This window comes from Chromobacterium sp. W521, from assembly GCF_052805975.1.
In genome coordinates, this window is the sequence record NZ_JBRBAF010000004.1 from 309,645 (window position 1) to 328,642 (window position 18,998).

Here is an 18,998-nt window from a genome sequence, read left to right on the forward strand (position 1 = left end):
ACCCGGCGCGGACGGTGTCGGACTGACGATGGGCGAAGAGCCGCGTCAGGCGAGCGAGCGCTGGGAGGTTTCCTGAAACGGGGATGTTATGCACAAAAAAATACTGACGGTTGACGATTCCGCTTCGATTCGACAGATGGTGTCGTTCACCTTGAAAAGCGCTGGTTACGAGGTGGTGGAGGCGGGGGACGGCAACGCTGGCCTGGCCAAGGCGCAGGGAGGCCAGTTCAATCTGGTGCTGACCGACCAAAACATGCCGGGCATGGATGGCCTGACCCTGATCCGCTCCTTACGTAAACTGCCGGCGTATACGACGACGCCTATCCTGATGCTGACCACCGAATCCAGCGACCAAATGAAGGCGCTTGGCCGCGCGGCCGGGGCTACGGGCTGGTTGGTCAAGCCGTTTGACCCGCAGAAGCTGCTGGATGTGGTCAAGCGCGTGATCGGCTGAATCTGCTGATCTTGGGCACGACGAGGAGCGAGCTTTTGGCCATCGATATGTCGCAGTTTCATCAGGTGTTTTTTGATGAAGCTGATGAGCATTTGTCCAGCATGGAGAGCCTGCTGCTGGGCATGGATCAGTCCTGTCCGCAGCAGGAGGATTTGCATGCGGTGTTCCGCGCCGCGCATTCGATCAAGGGCGGTGCGGCCACATTCGGTTTCGCCGACATGGCGGATTTGACTCATGTGTTGGAAGGGTTGTTGGACGAGGTGAGGCGCGGCGCGCGCGTCTTGAGTTCGGATCTAGTGGACTTGGTGCTGCGAGCCAAAGATGTGTTGTACGGGATGCTGGCGGCTCACAAGGGCAAAGGCGATGTCGACACAGCGCAAGCCGATGAGCTAAAGGCGCAGTTGGAGGCGCTGGCGGCCGCTCCGGCGGAAACCGAGGCGCGCCGGGCGCCGGAGGAGGCGCGGCACTGGACGCTGTATCTGGAAATCGACGTGGTGGACGGCGTCGACATCGACGCCTTGTTGGAGTCGCTGGCCGAGCATGGCGACTTGAGCGTGGTGCAGCGCGGCGAGGAGCTTGACAAGCTGCCCTGGGTTGCCGTGTTCACCTCGCCGCTGGACGCGGCGGAGGTGGCGGAGTCGCTGGCGTTCGCCGTGCCGCAGGAGCATTTCCGCATCAACGTCGATCATGGCGTAGAGGAGGAGAGCAGTTTCGGCTTGTTCCTCGATGCGGCTCCGGAACCGGACGCCTCGGTATGGCTGGAAGGAGACGGATTCGGCCTGTTCGAGCCCCCGCCTGCCGAGGCGGCAGAGCGGGACGAAGTTCCGGCGCTGGCGCCGGAGTTCGACGCGGCCAAGCCTGCGGCGCGCGGAGGCGCGGCGAGCGAGAGTTCTATCCGGGTCAATATCGACAAGGTGGATTTGCTGCTCAACCTAGTGGGCGAGCTGGTGATCACCCAGTCCATGCTGACGCAATCCGGGGCGGGCCTGGATCCGGTGGCGCATGAGCGCCTGCTTGGCGGCATCGGCGCTTTGCAACGCAACGCGAGGGAGTTGCAGGAGGCGGTGATGTCGATCCGGATGACGCCCATCTCTTTTGTGTTCAACCGCTTTCCGCGAGTGGTGAGGGATTTGGCCGGTCGCTTGGGTAAAAGGGTGGAGCTCACGATGATGGGCGAAAGCACCGAGCTGGACAAAGGCTTCATCGAGAAATTGTCCGACCCGTTGACCCACCTAGTGCGCAATAGCCTGGATCATGGCATCGAATCCCCGGAAGCGAGGCAGGCGGGCGGGAAGGATCCGGTGGGGCGTCTTACGCTGCGGGCTTTCCACCAAGGCAGCAATATCGTCATCGAAGTCAGCGATGACGGCGCCGGGCTTAACCGGGAGCGGATACTGGCCAAGGCGAGACAGAACGGTTTGGCTGCGCCGGATTCGCTAAGCGACGTTGAGGTGTGGAACCTGATTTTCGAGGCCGGCTTCTCCACGGCGGCCGAGGTGACCGAGGTTTCCGGCCGCGGCGTGGGCATGGATGTGGTCAAGCGCAATATCCAGAGCATGGGCGGCCGTGTGGAGATAGACTCCATGGCCGACATCGGCACCACCATCAGCATTCATTTGCCGTTGACGCTGGCGATCATGGACGGCATGTCGGTGCGCATCGGCGCGGAAACCTATGTGATGCCCTTGGGGGCGGTATTGGAGTCGCTGCAGCCGGCGCCGAATGAAATCAAAACGGTGGCCGCGCGCGGCCAGGTGGTGGGCATTCGCGGCGAATACCTGCCGATTGTGCCGTTGGGACGGTTTTTTTCCATTCCCGAAGCGAAACAGACCCCGAGCGAGGCGATCCTGGTGATCGTGGAGGCCGGCAACAGCAGGCTGGCGCTGTTAGTGGACGATTTGATCGGCCAGCAGCAGTTTGTGGTGAAAAACCTTGAAACGAATTACCGCAAGGTGGACGGCATTTCCGGCGCCACTATTCTCGGAGACGGCCAGGTGGCCATGATCCTGGATATCGCCGCGATTGCGCGGCACAACCAGCGGATGGCGCTGGACGCATGAAACAACAAGGAAAAAAAAATGGTGGCGGAACGGAACGACCCGGGGTTGGCGCACAGGCGTTCGGGCAATGAGCTGCTGGTGTTCACGCTGGGAGCGGAAGAGTACGGCATTGATATTCTGAAGGTGCAGGAAATCCGCGGCTACGACGCGGTGACCCGCATCGCCAACGCGCCGGACTTCATCAAGGGCGTGGTCAATTTGCGCGGCCATATCGTGCCTATCGTGGATTTGCGTTTGAAATTCGGCATCGGGGAGCCGGTGTACAACGAGTTCACCGTGGTGATCGTGTTGAATGTGTGCGGGCGTGTCATCGGCGCGGTAGTGGACGGGGTGTCGGATGTGATTCAACTGGAGCGGGAAGCGCTGCGAGCCGCGCCGGAGTTTGGCGCGGCGGTGGACACCGCCTATATCGAAGGACTGGGCACGCTGGACGAGCGCATGATCATCGTGATCGATATCGAGCGTTTGATGGGCAGCGAGGAAATGGCGTTGACTGACGCCGCTGGCCGCGTATAAACGCGGCCGCAAGCCTGTTTTGAGGGGGCGAAGCATGAATAATATGAAAGTGATCCATCGGCTGGTGTTGGGCTTTGGCCTGTTGATTCTGTTGCTGGCGGTGGCGATGACGCTGGCGGTCAGACAACTGCAGGGCCTGGCCGGCGATCTGGTCAATATCTCCAGCGTGCATATCCCGCAGGTTAGCGCCGCGCACAAGATTGCAGCCAATGTCGACCTGGCGTCGCGGGACGTGCGTAATTTGTTGTTGACCAAGGATGTCCAGCTTACCAAGGAGCTCAACCAGCAGATTGACGAGAGCCTGGTCAATCTGACGCAGCGAATGGCGGCTTTGGAGCCGAATGTCGGCAACGCCGGGCGGCCGCTGTTCGAGGCGATGCGCTCCGATGAAGCCAGTTTCCGCTCTGAACTGAATGTGTTCCGACGCATGCAAGCGCAGGGACGGGATGCGCAGGCTCGCGATTACTTGTTCGTCACCCTGCGCGATACCCAGCTTAAATACATGACCTCGATCGATCGCTACATCGCATTTGAGGAGGGGCTGATGCGCAAGGCGGGACAGGATGCCAGCGACAATTCCCAACAGGCTTACAAGCTGCTGTTTGGCTTCACTTTGTTGGCGCTGGCGATCGGCATCGGCTTCGGCGTCTTCATTATCCGTTCGCTGATGCGCCAGTTGGGCGGCGAGCCTGCGGAGCTGGTCAAGGTGATGCGAGAGTTGACCGAGGGCCAGGTACGTTCCGAGATCAAGGTCAAGTCGGGCGACAAGCATAGTCTGTTCGCGTCGATGAGTTTGCTGGCCGAGAAAGCGGTTGAAAACATCAGAGTGCGCAATGCCCTGGACAACGCCTCCACCAATGTGATGATCGCCGACAATGATCGCAACATCATCTACACCAATCACAGCGTGCTGGAGATGATGCGCCGCGCCGAGGCCGACATGCGCAAAGCCTTGCCCAATTTCGACGCGCGCGCCTTGCTGGGCACCAATATGGATGTGTTCCACAGCAATCCGGCGCATCAGCGCGACCTGTTGGCCAATCTGCGCTCCACTTATCGCGCGCAGATCAATATTGGCGAGCGTATTTTCGGCTTGGTGGCCAATCCGGTGTTCGGCACCGACGGCTCGCGGTTGGGCACGGTGGTGGAGTGGAAGGATCGCACCGGGGAAGTTGAGATCGAGAAAGAGGTGGCCGGCATCATCTCCGCGGCCGCGGCCGGCAATTTCGACCGACGCATCAATCTGGAAGGCAAGGACGGCTTTTTCCGACAGTTGGGCGAAAGCGTCAATCAGCTGCTGGCGGTGACCAGCCAGGGCCTGGGCGATATCGCCACGGTGCTGGCGGCCTTGGCCAAGGGCGATCTCACTCATGCGATCAAGGGCGACTACCAGGGCCTGTTCAGCCAGTTGCAGAACGACACCAACACCACGGTGGAGCGCTTGAAGGAAATTGTCTCCAACATCAAGGAGTCCACCGACGCGATCAACACTGCCGCGCGCGAGATCGCCTCCGGCAACGCCAACCTGTCCAGCCGCACCGAGCAACAAGCGGCCAGCCTGGAGGAAACGGCTTCCAGCATGGAGGAAATCACCAGCACAGTGCGGCAGAACGCGGAGAACGCCAAAAAGGCGAACACGCTGGCCACTGGCGCTTCCGACATCGCCGCGCGCGGCGGCAAAGTGGTGGGCGACGTGGTGGCCACCATGAACGAGATCAACGACAGTGCGCGCAAGATTGTCGACATCATCAGCGTGATCGACGGCATCGCCTTTCAGACCAATATCCTGGCGCTCAACGCCGCGGTGGAAGCCGCGCGGGCCGGCGAGCAGGGGAGAGGCTTCGCCGTGGTGGCCAGCGAGGTGCGCAACCTGGCGCAGCGTTCCGCCGCCGCCGCCAAGGAAATCAAGGGTTTGATTGGCAGCTCGGTGGCTAAAGTCGAGTCCGGTTCCAAGCTGGTGGACGAGGCCGGCAGCACCATGGATGAGATCGTGATTTCCATCCGCCGCGTCGCCGATATCATGAGCGATATCTCGGCCGCATCGATTGAGCAGAGCTCGGGCATCGAGCAGGTCAATCTGGCGGTGACGCAGATGGACGAAAACACGCAGAAGAACGCCGCGCTGGTGGAGCAGGCCGCCGCGGCTGCGGAGTCGCTGGAAGAGCAAGCGCGCTATTTGGACGACGCGGTGCAGGTATTCAAGCTGGGAGAGCCGGGACAGCGTTTGCGGCCCATGCAGGCGCACGTCGCGCAGACGGCGGAGCATGTCGTTGCACACGTTGCCGGAGCCAAGGCCGTGTCGCCCAAGTCCGCCGGCAAGATCGTGGTGCCTGAACGACTGCGCCCGCAAGTGGACCTGACGGACGGCGAGTGGGAGGAGTTTTGACGCGGGCTAGGCTGAGAGCGGAGCCGAGGGGATCGAGTTGATGGGGCTGGAACTGGACATCAAGTTCACGCCAGACGATTTTCGCCGCATCCGCGGCATGGTTTACCGGCGGGTGGGCATCGCTCTTAACGACAGCAAGACCCATATGGCCTACGCGCGGCTGGCCAAGCGAGTGCGGGCCTTGGGGCTGAAAAGCTTCGCCGAGTACTTGGACCGGCTGGACCAGGACGCTTTATCGGGGGAGTGGCAGAACTTTGTCAATGCGCTGACCACGAATCTGACTTCGTTTTTTCGGGAGCCGCATCATTTCAGCATGCTGCGCGCGCACGCCGAGCGCTGGCGGAAGCGCGGCCGGCCGTACCGGGTCTGGAGCGCGGCGTCTTCGACGGGCGAGGAGCCTTACTCCATCGCCATGACCATGGCGGAATTGGCGGAGTCTTTACGGCCATTCCCCTGTGAATTGTTGGCGTCCGATATTGATACTCATGTATTGGAGCAGGCGATGTACGGCGTCTATCTTCGCGAGCGCGTCAGCCAGTTGCCGGAGCCGCAATTGCGCCGTTTTTTCGATAAGGGCGTGGGCGCCAACGACGGCAAGGTGCGCTTGAAGAAACATCTGCGCGAAGCGGTGACCTTTTTCCAGATGAATCTGGTGGCGGAAGAGTGGCCTCCGCTAGGGGAGTTCGACGTCATTTTTTGCCGCAATGTGTTGATCTATTTTGATAAGCCCACACAGGCGGCCATACTCAATCATATGGCGCGGCATCTGGCCCCGGACGGTTTGCTATTGCTGGGCCATTCGGAAAACATCCTGCATCTGAGCGACGCCTTCCTGCCTTGCGGCAAAACCAGCTACCGGCTGGCCTAGCCGGCGTGTTCGCCCTTTTATCGATTCGGGAGCGTGGATGGGGTTCGACAAGAAAATTCGCGTGGTGGTGGTAGACGACTCCGCTTTGATCCGCAATCTGCTCACCTCCATCATTAACGAGGCGCAAGACATGGAGGTGGTGGCTACCGCCTCCGATCCATTCATCGCTCGCGAGCGCATCCGCGAGCTGGACCCCGACGTCATCACGCTGGATGTCGAAATGCCGCGCATGGACGGCTTGGAGTTTCTTCGGCGTTTGATGCGCTTGCGGCCGACGCCGGTGCTGATGATTTCCTCGCTGACGCAGCAAGGATCGGAGGCGACGCTGACGGCGCTGGAGCTGGGCGCGATCGACTTTATGTCCAAGCCGGCGCACGACATCGCCAGACGGATGGGCGATTACGCCCACGAGATCCGAGACAAAATCCGGACGGTGGCGGAAGCCAGGGTGCGTGCGCCGCACCGCTTTCATCGCGCGGCCGAGGTCTTGGCGCCGCAGACGCCTTTTCTGGGCGCCAGCGCCCAGCAAGCGATGATTTTTGTGGGCGCTTCCACCGGCGGCACGGAGGCGATCCGAACCCTATTGAGCGGCTTGCCGGCCGACGGGCCGCCCATCCTGATTGCTCAGCACATGCCCGAGTATTTTACCGGCAGTTTCGCCGCGCGGCTGAACAGTTACTGCCCGATGAGAGTGAAGGAAGCGGAAGCCGGCGAGCCGATCAAGACGGGCGTCGCCTATATCGCGCCAGGCAATTGGCATATGCGGGTGCAGGCCGCCGCAGGCGGTTTCCGCATTGAGTTGGACCAGAGCGAGAGGGTGAACCGACACCGGCCGTCGGTGGATGTGCTGTTCGACTCCGCTGCGCGAGGCCTGGGCAAGCGTGCCATCGGCGTCATCCTGACAGGAATGGGGCGGGACGGAGCGGATGGCCTGCGCAAGATGCGCGACGCCGGCGCCGTCACATTCGGCCAGAACGAGGCCAGTTGCGTGGTGTACGGCATGCCGCGCGAGGCGATGAAGGCCGGCGGCGTGCAACAAGAGTGGCCACTGGAAGCGCTGGCCCCCAAAATCTTGGCCTGCCTGTACGGCAGGGCGGAAAAGGCGATGTTATGAACAGCGGCGCGGTGCATTTCAGCAGCCATTCCTATTTCGACAAGCATTTTCAAAGCCAGGCGGTGAAAGTGTTTCCCGGCGGCTTCTACGTCACCAGCCAGCCGCAGCTGTTGGTAACGCTGCTGGGGTCGTGCGTGGCGGTGTGCATGTTGGACCGGGCTGCCAATGTCGCGGGCATGAACCATTTCCTGCTGCCGGAAGGCAGCATCGAGGTGGGTGAGGGCGCATCCGCCGCGCGCTTCGGCGTTCACGCGATGGAATTGATGATCACCGAGATGCAGAAGCTGGGGGCGATGCGACACCGCATGGAGGCCAAGGTGTTTGGCGGGGGCAACGTGCTGGACGGCATGTCGGTGATGAACGTGGGCGAGCGCAACCGCCGCTTCATCCACGCTTATCTGGATGCGGAAAGGATTCCCATCCTGGCCGAAGACCTGCTGGGCGACTGCGCGCGCAAAGTGTATTTCTTCACCGACAGCGGCAAGGTGCTGGTCAAGAAGCTCAAGCGCAGCCGCACCGTGATCACCGAGGAGAACCGCTATCGCCAGCAGGTGATGCAGCCGGAGGTGGCCGGCAAGTCCGGGGATATAGAACTGTTCATTTGAACCGGTTCTCAGAACCTGTTCAATGTCTGCTGCGCATCGGCGATACGGCGTTAAAAACCACTTCGAAATGCTCATGTACCACGTGTACATTCCGCTTTCTCAGCGGTTTTCGCCTTGCCTCGCTCTTGCTCGCGAGACTTTGAACCGGTTCTCAGCGTTCCAGGTGTTGCAGCTTGCCTTCGACCGCCGCCCAGTCCTCGTGGTCCGGCAGCGGATCCTTCTTTTCGGTGATAGTGGGCCAGAGCTTGGAAAGTTCGGCGTTGAGCGCGACGAAGCCTTCTTGTCCGGGCGGCACGTCGTCCTCCGCGTAGATCGCGTTCACTGGGCATTCCGCCACGCATAGCGTGCAGTCTATGCATTCCTCCGGGTCAATCGCCAGGAAGTTGGGGCCTTCGTGAAAGCAGTCCACCGGGCAGACATCGACGCAATCGGTGTATTTGCATTTGATGCAGGCATCGGTTACAACGTAGGCCATATTGGCTCCTTGGTCGTCGAAAGCCGGCTGCGCCGTTTGGCGCGGCCTCTGGGCGATGATTTGAGCGTATCAGTCAACATTATTAGCCAGAAATTCCCTTCACAACGCATTGCCGCCGTAAATTTCCTATCCGTCATGAACGCTTCTCCCTATCGCGGGCGTTTTGCCCCCAGTCCCACCGGTTTGTTGCACGCCGGCTCCCTGTGCACCGCCGTCGGCAGTTATCTGGAGGCGCGCGCGCGCGGAGGCGAGTGGCTGCTGCGGATGGAGGACCTGGACCCGCCGCGCGAGGTGGCCGGCGCCGCGGACGCCATTCTGCGCACCTTGGAGGCCTATGGCTTCGAGTGGGATGGCGAAGTGGTGTACCAAAGCCGTCGCCACCACTTGTATCGGCAGGCGTTGGAGCAATTGGTCGCCTCCGGCCATGCTTATCCGTGCAATTGCACGCGCAAGAAGATCGCGGAGACCGCGAGGCGCGGTCTGGACGGTTACGTTTATCCCGGCCATTGCCGGCTGAGGCGTCCGGAGGAGGGGGGGCGAGCCTGGCGCCTGCGGGTGGAACCCGGCGAGACCGTGGTGGATGACCGCCTGCAAGGAGCGTACCGGCAGAACCTGGCGGCCGATATCGGCGATTTTGTCTTGCTGCGCGCGGACGGCTACTGGGCTTATCAATTGGCCGTGGTAGTGGACGATGCGGAGCAAGGGGTGAGCGATGTGGTGCGCGGCGCCGACCTGCTGGTGTCCACGCCGCGCCAGGTGGCGGTACAGCGCGCGCTGGGCGCGAATACGCCGACTTATTGCCATTTGCCGGTGCTGGTTAACGCCGCGGGAGAGAAACTGTCCAAGCAGACGCTGGCGCCGGCGGTGGCGGCGGAGGACGCCGCCGCTTCACTGCGTTTGGCCTTGAGCCGTCTGGGGCATGCGCCGCCGGAGGAGTGCGGCGGTTTAGCCGAGTTGTGGCAGTGGGCGCGCGCTCACTGGTCGCTGGCGCGGGTACCGACAGGGCCGGTGGTGGTCGCCTGAATTGCGCCCTTTTATGCCAAAACTATGCATTTGACGTGTTTTTTTCCCTGTCTGCTGACCTATATTGGCATCTGCGCACGCGCTTGTTGCGCATCATTGGCCGCGACAAGCGGACTGCCATCGCCTTCTCGTTGACATACGGAAAATGCGACATGTTTTTATGTCGAATTTGTGTTCTAATGCCGCCTTTTTTTCATGCGCGCGCACTGGCGCAAAGTCCCGCTTCAGTTGACTCCGGTCAAGCGGCTTAAAGAAAGCATGCCCAGCTTGCGGGCGCGGCCCTCTATCATGGGCGCTTTTTCAGTCGTATCAGTCTGAATGCGAACGGAACGGGCAGAACCCGCTCCGCCGGCGCCATCGCATGATCGTAGAAACACGCGCGCGCGGCGCGCCCGTCAATCGGCAGGCCCGATGGAGACCAAGCCTTGAGCAATACCAATTTAGACAGCAAGACCAAGACCCGGGCGCTGGGGGTATGGATGTGCACCGCCCTGGTGGTGGGCAATATGATCGGTTCCGGCGTGTTCCTGTTGCCGGCGTCGCTGGCGCCGTTCGGCGGCGTGTCGATGATAGGCTGGCTGCTCACCGCCGCCGGCGCGATCTGCCTGGCCTTGGTGTTTGCGCGGCTGGCGGCCATTCTGCCCAAGGAAGGCGGGCCCTACGCGTATATTCATGAAGCCTTCGGCGGTTTTGCCGGCTTCTGGATCGCCTGGGGTTACTGGATTGCGCTGTGGGCCGGCAACGCGGCGCTGGCGGTGGCCGCCACCAGTTATATGCAGGTCTTCTTTCCGGTGTTGGGGCACGATAATCTGCTGGCCGGCGTATTCGCCATCAGCCTGATCTGGATCGTCACCTGGATCAACAGCCGCGGCGCGCGCAGTTCCGGCCTAGTGGCGGTGACGACCACCTTGCTCAAGCTGTTGCCGTTGGCCGCTGTCACTTTCTTCGGGTTTTTCCATTTGCAGCCGGACAACATCGTGTTCAACCCTCACGACAAGCCCCTGCTCAGTTCGGTGTCCGCCACCATGGCGCTGACCCTGTGGGCTTTTCTGGGGCTGGAGTCGGCGTCGGTGCCGGCGGGCGACGTGATCGCGCCGGAAAAAACCATTCCGCGCGCCACGGTGCTGGGCACCCTGATCGCCACGGTGCTCTACATCTTGTCCACGGTGGCCTTGATGGGCTTGATGCCGCCGGCGATGCTGGCGGCCTCGCAGGCGCCGTTCGCCGACGCAGCCAGGTTGATGTGGGGCGATTGGGGCTACTATCTGGTGGGTTTCGGCGCCATTGTCTCCTGCTTCGGCGCGCTGAACGGCTGGAGCTTGATGCAGGCACATGTGCCGGCCGCCGCCGCGCACGACGGCCTGTTTCCCCGCCGCTTTGCTCAGATGAACCCGCAAGGCGTGCCTATTTTCGGCCTGTTGTTGTCCAGCGGCTTGGTGACGGTGCTGATGGCGATGAAATACGCCGGGGGCGACGGCGGCGTCAAAATTTTCGAGTTCATTATTCTGCTGGCCACCGCCACTACCTTGCTGCCTTACGCGTTTTGCTCAATGGCGTTGCTGGCCATCATGCTGATGCGCCCCCAGCAGTTCCAGCGCAAGGACTACCTGGCACCGCTGTGCTTCGCCGGCGTGGGCTTCGCCTATTCGGTGTGGGCTTTATACGGCTCCGGAGCCGACATCGTGATGTGGGGCATGATCCTGCTGCTGCTGGGCCTGCCGGTTTATGTCTGGCAAGTGAAGGAACGTTACGCCGACCCTTCGTGAGCGAGGCGGCGCAGGATCCGACACGCGGCCTCGGCCGCGTTTTCTTTGGGATCAAGGCTATTGTCATGGCGAAATGGACTTGCCTATGCCGCTGGCTGGTGGCTTACTTGGGCGCTTTGGTTTCAGACTGGGAGTTGCAATGAGGATAGCCGCCGTCGATAGCCTGCTTGTCGCCATCGATTTCGCTTACCCGATGCCGGACGCGTTAACGCTGGCGCGGATGCGGGAGGAAAACGAGCCTTGCGCGCTGGAGCGCGCGGACGGTTTGTTTCCGGAAAACAGCTATTACCTTGCCGGCCGCAAAGGCTGCGCCGAGCGAATTTCGGCACGGGCCTTTGTTGCGCGCCGCTTGTGCGAGGCGGCGGCGCGGCTGGCCCCGGATTACGGCCTGTTGTTGTTCGACGCTTACCGCAGCCGCGAGACCCAGGCCGATCTATTTCAAATGGTGTTGGACGAGGTGCGCGCCGCGCATCCGGATTGGGACGCGGCGGCGGTGGAGCGGCAGGCGCGCTTGTTTGCCGCCCATCCCGACGATACCGCCCGTTTCGCGGTGCTGCCGCACAATTCGGGCGGCGCGATTGATCTGGCGATCTGCCGGCGGGATACCGGGGAGATCTGCGATTTCGGCACCGCCTTCGACGCGGCCGAGCCGGCGTCGCGCACCGACTACTTCGAAGCGCCGCACGATCCCGCGCAGGGCTTTTCGTCCGAGCGATGGTTGGCGGTGCGTCACAATCGCCGCGTCTTGTTCAATCTGATGAAACAGTCCGGTTTCAGCAATTATGCCGAGGAATGGTGGCATTACGACTTGGGCGACTGCCTGTGGGGGCAGGCTTTGGGCGTGGACTGGGTTTACCCGTCCATGGAGCTGGAGCCGTCCTGATTTGACGCGGCCGCCGCGTGCTTGCGGCGGCCGCATCGTCAAGCGCTAGCCGGCCAGCGCCTTCAACCAGACCAGCGCGGCGCTGGCCCCCGCGTCGGGCACGCCTAGCGCTCGTTCGCCCAGATAGCTGGCCCGTCCCAAGCGCGGCCGCATGGCGGCGGTGGCCGCGCAGCCGCGTTCCGCCGCCTCCAGCGCGGAACGCCACGCCGCGTTTGGACTTTGGCCGTCGTTCAGAGCGGCTTCGAAAGCGTTGGCGGCTGGCGTTAAGGTATCCAGCATGGTGCGGTCGCCCACCTGCGCGCCGCCCAGTTCCGCGATGGCGGCGACGCCGTCCTTGAACGCCGCGGCCCAGTCGAGCGGGCTGGGCGCGTTCGATGAGTCCAGCCGCCGCGCCGCGCGCAGCAGGGCTGTCGAGTAGAACGGGCCGGAGCTACCGGCGATGGCCTGGCGCAAGGCCTGGCTGACGGTGCGCAGCGCCGTGGCCGGATCGCTCCAGGCGCTGTCCGGCAAAGCGCGGATCGCCGCCGCGCCGCGCTGCATGCTGACGCCCAGATCGCCGTCGCCTGCCGCTCCGTCCAGTTCAGTCAACAGCGGTTCGGCGGCGTCCAGCGCCTTGGCCGCGGCCCAAGCCGCGGCGCGCAGCTGGGGGTCGGCTTTGGCGGTGGAGAGGGCTTCTGCTGCCGCGCGCGGCGGCGCCGGCCGCAGCTGGCGTCGCGCCGGCAGAAAGCCGGAGCCGGGCCAGGCCGGAGCCTGGGTGGCTTGATCCAGCCAGCCGAGGCGCTGCTCATCCAGCGCCAGCAGCGACAGCGAGCAGCCCGGCATTTCCAGCGCGGTCATGAAATTACCGCTCCATAGCCGTTCCACATGCAAGCCGAGCCGTCGCGCCGAGGCCAGCGCGCTGCGCGCCACGATGGCGAGCTCCATCGGCGGAGTGCCGCCCAGGCCGTTGACCAGCATTGCCACCCGTTGGCCGGCCTGCCAACCGCGGTCCCTGACAATGGCGTCGAGCAGCGTCGCGCACAAGGCGTCGGCGGATTGGCGCGGCACGCGGCGTACGCCGGCTTCGCCGTGAATGCCCAGCCCCAACTCTACTTCGTCGTCGTCCAGTTGAAAGCCGGGGCGGCCGGTTGCCGGCACGGTGCAGGCGCCCAGCGCCACGCCCATGGTGGCCACCTGTTCCGCCGCCTGCCGCGCCGCGGCCGCGACCTCGGCCAGGCTGGCGCCGCTGGCGGCAACCGCGCCGGCAATCTTGTGCACCAGCACGGTGCCGGCGATGCCGCGACGGCGCGCCGGCTCCACGGTGTCGCGAAGCGCTACATCGTCGGCCACCACCACGCTGTCGACGGCAATGCCCTCGGCACGGGCCAGCTCCGCCGCCAGGCCAAAGTTTAGCCGGTCGCCGGTGTAGTTTTTGATGATGAGCAGTACGCCTTTAGGGCCGGCGACGGCGCGGATCGCCGCCAGCACGGTGTCTACGCTGGGCGAGGTGAATACGTCGCCCACTGCGGCGGCGTCCAGCATGCCGTGGCCGATGTAGCCGGCGTGGGCGGGCTCGTGGCCGCTGCCGCCGCCGGAGATCAGCGCCACTTTGTCGAGCTGACCGTCAGCCGGAAGATCCGCGCGCAGCAAGACGTTTTCCTCTTCGAGCAGGGCCAGGCCGGGCAGGGTGTCGGCCAGGCCTTCCAGCATTTCCCGCGCCACATGGCGCGGATCGTTGATTAGTTTTCGCATCGCGGTTTCCTTTCCATATCGGATAGAGCTCGTGCTGGGTAAAGATGGATGTCATCTTACGATCAGCTTTGCTTGGAGGGGGAATTTGTCGATTGCGTGATCGATAACGAAGTGAAATGTGTTCGTAATCGATCTTAAACGAAGCAATATCCGTTCAATGATTTGCGGTTTCGAATATTTTAAGTCATTGTTTAAGTTGAAGATAAACACGGCTTGCCAAGGCCCGGTCCAGCAACCATAATCTGGCACGTCATGCAGGAGAGAGTGGCCGTCCGCGCCACCGCCGAAGGCGCAAGCGCACCCGCAATCGCTCAGGCAAAAGGACTGCATTATCGGACTGGCCGCAGCCAGTTCGCCGAATCTGGAGAGCGGCGTCCACGGATGCCCACCGAAGGGGCTAACGGTCGCAAGGCCGGAAAATCTCAGGTGCAGGGACAGAGGGGTGTAGGGAATAGAGCAACACTACACGCTTTTGCTAAGGACGCACCAATGACGGCCCCGAAACGCACCCCCCTGTTTGAATCCCACATCGCCGCCGGCGCCAAGATGGTCGATTTCGCCGGCTGGGAAATGCCCATCCATTACGGCTCCCAACTAAAAGAACATGAAATCGTGCGCAGCGACGCCGGCATGTTCGACGTTTCCCATATGACGGTGCTGGACATCAGCGGGCCGGACGCCAAGGCCTGGCTCCAGCGGCTGATCGCCAACGACGTGGCCAAGCTGGGCTTCGAAGGCAAGGCGCTGTATTCCGGCATGCTCACGCCCGACGGCACCGTGGTGGACGATCTGATCGTCTACCTGACCTCCTACGGCTATCGCATGGTGGTCAACGCGGGCACCACCGACAAGGATCTGGCCTGGATGGAAGGGCACAAGGCGGACTTCAACGTCGACATCAAAGTAAGACGCGATCTGTCCATCTTGGCGGTGCAAGGCCCGCAAGCCATCGCCAAGGTCTGTTCGGTCAAGCCCGAGCTCGCCGCCGTCATCCAGAACTTGAAACCGTTTCAAGGCCAGCCGGCAGGAGACTGGTTCTATGCCCGCACCGGCTATACCGGCGAAGACGGCCTGGAAGTGATGCTGCCCGGCGTTGAAGCCGCCGCTTTCTTCCAACAATTGCAGGCCGCCGGCGTGGCGCCCATCGGTCTGGGCGCGCGCGACACCCTGCGGCTGGAGGCCGGCATGAATCTGTACGGCCACGATATGGACGAAACCGTTTCCCCGCTGGAAGCCGGCATGGGTTGGACCATCGCCTGGGAACCGGCTGAGCGCGACTTCATCGGCCGCAAGGCGCTAGAGGCGCAGAAAGCCGCCGGCGTGAAGACCAAGCAAGTGGGCCTGGTACTGGAAGGGCGCGGCGTGCTGCGCGAAGGTCTGAAAGTAGTGGTGGAAGGGGTGGGCGAAGGGGTGATCACCAGCGGAACCTTCTCGCCCACGCTCAAGCATTCCATCGCGATCGCGCGCGTGCCGGCAGGCACAGGCGACAAGGCGCTGGTGGACCTGCGCGGCACCTTGACCGAAGTGCGCGTGGTCAAGATGCCTTTCGTGCGCAACGGCAAGAAAGTTTTCGCCTGAGCCGATTGCTCAGGCAGGCCGCGCGACGCGGCCGGGAATAATCGTTAAGACCTGGATTTGACTGGAGACACTCATGAGCAACATCCCCGCCGAACTCAAATACGTTGAAAGCCACGAATGGCTGTGTCTGGAAGCTGACGGTTCCGTGACCGTGGGCATTACCGAGCATGCTCAAGAATTGCTGGGCGACATCGTTTTCGTCGAGCTGCCGAAAGTGGGCGCCAAGCTGGCCAAGGAAGAGCAGGCCGGCGTGGTGGAATCGGTGAAGGCCGCTTCCGACATTTACTGTCCGGTTGCCGGCGAAGTGCTGGCCATCAACGAGGAACTGGAAGCCGAACCGGAACTGGCCAATAGCGAACCCTACGGGGCGGGCTGGTTCTTCAAGATCAAGCCGGCGAATCCGGCGGACCTGGACGCCCTGATGGACGCCGCCGCCTACGCCAAGGAAATTGGCGCCTGATGGTGAAAACCGCCTCGCAGTCCTGATTGGCCGCGAGGCGTTTTTTTCGCCCGGATATCCAGCAACACCCGATTGGCCGCGAAAGCCGCGGCGCGGACGGCAAGCACAGAAGGTCTCGTACTCATGTCTCTCTCCGAACTTTTCAACCGCAAAGAATTCATCTCCCGCCACATCGGCCCGTCCGACGCAGAGCGCGAGCAAATGCTGGCCGCCATCGGCGTGGCCTCCATTGACGAACTGGTGGCGCAGACGCTGCCGGCCGACATCCGCCTGAACCGCAAGCTGGAGCTGCCGGATCCCATGCCGGAAGCCGAGGCGCTGGCCGCGCTGAAGGCTGTCGCCGCCAAGAACGTGGTCAACAAATCCTTCATCGGCCAGGGTTATTACCCGGTGCTGACCCCAACGGTGATCTTGCGCAACCTGCTGGAAAACCCGGGCTGGTATACCGCTTACACCCCATACCAGGCGGAGATCGCCCAAGGCCGTCTCGAAGCCTTGCTGAATTTCCAGCAAATGGTGATCGACCTGACCGGCCTGGAACTGGCTAACGCGTCCTTGCTGGACGAGGCCACCGCCGCCGCCGAGGCGATGGCGATGGCGCGCCGGGTGTCCAAGGCCAAGTCCGGCCAGTTCTTCGTGGACAGCCGCGTGCTGCCGCAAACCCTGGACGTGATGCGGACCCGCGCCAAGTATTTCGGCTTTGAGCTGGTGCTGGGCCACCCGGAAGAGGCGGGCAAGGGCGAATACTTCGGCGCCTTGTTCCAGTATCCGGGCGAGGCCGGGGACTTGATCGACCTGACCCCGCACATCGCCGCGGTCAAGGCCAAGGGCGCGGTGGCGGTGGTGGCCGCCGACATCATGGCCTTGGTGGCGTTGAAATCCCCGGGCGAGATGGGCGCGGACGTCGCCATCGGCAACACTCAGCGCTTTGGCGTGCCAATGGGCTTCGGCGGACCGCACGCCGCCTATTTCGCGTTCAAGGACGAAATGAAGCGCTCGGCGCCTGGCCGCATCATCGGCGTGTCGGTGGACGCCAAAGGCAAGACCGCGCTGCGCATGGCGCTGCAGACCCGCGAGCAGCACATCCGCCGCGAAAAAGCCAACTCCAATATCTGCACCAGCCAGGTGCTTCTGGCCAATATCGCCGGCATGTACGCGGTGTATCACGGCCCGGAGGGCGTCAAGCGCATCGCGGCTCGCATCCACCGTCTGGCCGCCATTTTCGCGCACGCGGTCAAGGCCGCTGGCGGCAAGCTGGTGTTCGATCGTTTCTTCGACACGGTGCAAGTTGACGCGCCCAAGGCCGACGCGGTGTATCAGGCGGCTTTGGCCGCCGGCTACAATCTGCGCCGCGCAGGCGGCAATGTGTTGGGCGTAGCTTTCCACGAGGCGGCCACTGAAACCGATCTGGCGCGTCTGATTGAAATCTTCACAGGCAAGAGCGCCGATATCGCCGCCTTGGACGCCGCGGCTGCCGATGCGATTCCGGCCGGGTTGAAGCGCGAATCCGCTTTCATGAGCCACCCGGTGTTCAACACCCATCATAGCGAGCACGAGATGCTGCGCTATATGAAGAAACTGGAAAGCCGCGACCTGGCGATGAATCATTCGATGATCTCGCTGGGCAGCTGCACGATGAAGCTGAACGCCACCAGCGAAATGATTCCGATCACCTGGCCGGAGTTCGCCAATATGCATCCGTTCGCGCCGCGCGAACAGACAGTGGGTTATCTGGAAATGATCGCCGGTCTGGAAACGCAGCTGCGCGCGATCACCGGCTTCGACATCATCTCGATGCAGCCCAACTCCGGCGCCCAGGGCGAGTACGCCGGCCTGTTGGCAATCAGCCGCTACCACGAGTCGCGCGGCGACGGCCAGCGCAATATCTGTCTGATTCCGCGTTCCGCTCACGGTACCAACCCGGCCACGGCGCAGATGATGAATATGCAGGTGGTGGTGGTGGACTGCGACGAGGCGGGCAACGTCGACGTTGCCGATCTGAAGGCGAAAGCCGAGCTGCATTCTGCGCAGCTGGCGGCCTTGATGATTACCTACCCGTCCACCCACGGCGTATTTGAGCAGCCCATTCGCGAAATCTGCGCGATCATCCATCAGCACGGCGGCCAAGTGTATATGGACGGCGCCAACCTCAACGCCCAGGTGGGCTTGTGCCGTCCGGCCGACATCGGCGCCGACGTGTCGCACATGAACCTGCACAAGACCTTCTGCATCCCGCACGGCGGCGGCGGCCCGGGCATGGGCCCGATTGGTTTGAAGGCGCATTTGGCCCCGTTCATCGCCAACCACGTGGTGGCGTCGGTGCCCACCGCCCAGCCGGGCCAGACCGCGGTGTCGGCTGCGCCCTTCGGCTCGGCCTCCATCTTGCCCATCTCCTATATGTACATCGCGATGATGGGCGCGGAGGGCATGAAGCAGGCCACCGAGAACGCCTTGTTGTCCGCCAACTACGTGGCGACGCGATTGGCCGAGCACTTTCCGGTGCTGTACACCGGAGCCAACGGCCGGGTGGCTCATGAGTGCATCATCGACCTGCGCCCGCTCAAGGCCGCCAGCGGCGTGACCGAGGTGGACGTAGCCAAGCGGCTGATGGATTACGGCTTCCACGCGCCAACCATGAGCTTCCCGGTGCCGGGCACGCTGATGATTGAGCCGACCGAGTCCGAGCCCAAGGCGGAGCTGGATCGTTTCATCGCGGCGATGGCGGCGATCCGCCAGGAAATCGACAAAGTGCAGAACGGCGTGTGGCCTGCGGACGACAATCCGCTGTGCAACGCGCCGCACAGCAAGGCGGACATCGCAGGCGAGTGGCAGCGTCCGTACAGCCGTGAAACCGGCTTGTTCCCGCTGCCCTATGTGCTGGAAAACAAGTTCTGGCCCAGCGTCAACCGCATCGACGATGTTTACGGGGACCGCAATCTGGTGTGCAGTTGCCCTTCCACCGACAGCTACGCCTGATTCGCGCAGGCAAGCGTAAAGCAGCCCCGGCCTTGGCCGGGGCTTTTTTGCGTGTAGACGCGGCCATCTGACACTGGAGTTGAGTGAATATACGAATATCATA

The 18,998-nt window shown here is 62.7% G+C and carries 15 protein-coding genes and 2 riboswitches; of the genes, 13 read left to right on the top strand and 2 right to left on the bottom strand.

Features of this window, described 5'->3' with window-relative positions; all coding sequences use genetic code 11:
* Positions 1-88: 88 nt before the first annotated feature.
* From ACUXV1_RS08050 to cheD, 7 genes are read left to right on the top strand one after another with little or no spacing between them, the layout of a single operon-like run.
* Positions 89-454 carry a response regulator gene (locus ACUXV1_RS08050; protein ID WP_043635932.1) on the top strand — a complete coding sequence of 122 codons (366 nt, stop codon included), beginning with the start codon at positions 89-91 and terminating at the stop codon, positions 452-454.
* Between the two features lie 35 nt (positions 455-489).
* Positions 490-2,514, top strand: a complete 2,025-nt coding sequence (locus tag ACUXV1_RS08055) for a chemotaxis protein CheW (RefSeq protein ID WP_446014882.1) — start codon at positions 490-492, stop codon at positions 2,512-2,514.
* 18 nt (positions 2,515-2,532) lie between these two features.
* On the top strand, positions 2,533-3,030 hold the full coding sequence (locus ACUXV1_RS08060; protein WP_043635924.1) for a chemotaxis protein CheW: 498 nt from the start codon (positions 2,533-2,535) through the stop codon (positions 3,028-3,030).
* A 34-nt stretch (positions 3,031-3,064) separates the two neighbouring features.
* On the top strand, positions 3,065-5,416 hold the full coding sequence (locus tag ACUXV1_RS08065; protein WP_205208404.1) for a methyl-accepting chemotaxis protein: 2,352 nt from the start codon (positions 3,065-3,067) through the stop codon (positions 5,414-5,416).
* Between the two features lie 40 nt (positions 5,417-5,456).
* Positions 5,457-6,284: a CheR family methyltransferase gene (locus tag ACUXV1_RS08070; RefSeq protein ID WP_043635912.1), complete on the top strand. Its 828-nt coding sequence runs from the start codon at positions 5,457-5,459 to the stop codon at positions 6,282-6,284.
* A 37-nt stretch (positions 6,285-6,321) separates the two neighbouring features.
* On the top strand, positions 6,322-7,398 hold the full coding sequence (locus tag ACUXV1_RS08075) for a protein-glutamate methylesterase/protein-glutamine glutaminase (protein ID WP_446014883.1): 1,077 nt from the start codon (positions 6,322-6,324) through the stop codon (positions 7,396-7,398).
* Positions 7,395-8,003 (top strand): chemoreceptor glutamine deamidase CheD, encoded by a 609-nt coding sequence (cheD, locus tag ACUXV1_RS08080; RefSeq protein ID WP_019101361.1) that lies wholly within the window; start codon positions 7,395-7,397, stop codon positions 8,001-8,003. The genes ACUXV1_RS08075 and cheD overlap by 4 nt, the downstream gene beginning before the upstream one ends.
* Before the next feature lie 151 nt (positions 8,004-8,154).
* Here the strand turns inward: cheD and fdxA are convergent, their stop codons facing one another.
* Positions 8,155-8,478 carry a ferredoxin FdxA gene (gene fdxA, locus ACUXV1_RS08085; RefSeq protein ID WP_019103290.1) on the bottom strand — a complete coding sequence of 108 codons (324 nt, stop codon included), beginning with the start codon at positions 8,476-8,478 and terminating at the stop codon, positions 8,155-8,157.
* Positions 8,479-8,613: 135 nt separating this feature from the next.
* Between fdxA and gluQRS the strand changes: the two genes are divergently transcribed.
* The 3 genes from gluQRS to ACUXV1_RS08100 all read left to right on the top strand — a co-directional run bounded on the left by gluQRS (position 8,614) and on the right by ACUXV1_RS08100 (position 12,150).
* Complete coding sequence (gluQRS, locus tag ACUXV1_RS08090) at positions 8,614-9,501, top strand: tRNA glutamyl-Q(34) synthetase GluQRS (protein WP_446014884.1); 888 nt, start codon at positions 8,614-8,616, stop codon at positions 9,499-9,501.
* Between the two features lie 425 nt (positions 9,502-9,926).
* A complete protein-coding gene (locus tag ACUXV1_RS08095) occupies positions 9,927-11,267 on the top strand; it encodes an amino acid permease (protein WP_446014885.1) in 1,341 nt (446 codons plus the stop codon).
* Positions 11,268-11,406: 139 nt separating this feature from the next.
* A complete protein-coding gene (locus ACUXV1_RS08100) occupies positions 11,407-12,150 on the top strand; it encodes a M15 family metallopeptidase (RefSeq protein WP_446014886.1) in 744 nt (247 codons plus the stop codon).
* 45 nt (positions 12,151-12,195) lie between these two features.
* Here the strand turns inward: ACUXV1_RS08100 and ACUXV1_RS08105 are convergent, their stop codons facing one another.
* A complete protein-coding gene (locus ACUXV1_RS08105) occupies positions 12,196-13,881 on the bottom strand; it encodes a dihydroxyacetone kinase family protein (protein ID WP_446014887.1) in 1,686 nt (561 codons plus the stop codon).
* 245 nt (positions 13,882-14,126) lie between these two features.
* Positions 14,127-14,218: riboswitch (glycine riboswitch) on the top strand.
* 14 nt (positions 14,219-14,232) lie between these two features.
* Positions 14,233-14,329: riboswitch (glycine riboswitch) on the top strand.
* Between the two features lie 41 nt (positions 14,330-14,370).
* Between ACUXV1_RS08105 and gcvT the strand changes: the two genes are divergently transcribed.
* The 3 genes from gcvT (at position 14,371) to gcvP (ending at position 18,895) form a co-directional block, all read left to right on the top strand.
* Entirely contained in the window at positions 14,371-15,459 is a 1,089-nt protein-coding gene (gcvT, locus tag ACUXV1_RS08110) for a glycine cleavage system aminomethyltransferase GcvT (protein WP_081554257.1), read from the top strand.
* Positions 15,460-15,532: 73 nt separating this feature from the next.
* Positions 15,533-15,919, top strand: coding sequence for a glycine cleavage system protein GcvH (gene gcvH, locus ACUXV1_RS08115; RefSeq protein ID WP_194426863.1), 387 nt, complete (start codon positions 15,533-15,535; stop codon positions 15,917-15,919).
* A 123-nt stretch (positions 15,920-16,042) separates the two neighbouring features.
* Positions 16,043-18,895 (top strand): aminomethyl-transferring glycine dehydrogenase, encoded by a 2,853-nt coding sequence (gene gcvP / locus ACUXV1_RS08120; RefSeq protein WP_019103297.1) that lies wholly within the window; start codon positions 16,043-16,045, stop codon positions 18,893-18,895.
* Positions 18,896-18,998 lie beyond the last annotated feature (103 nt).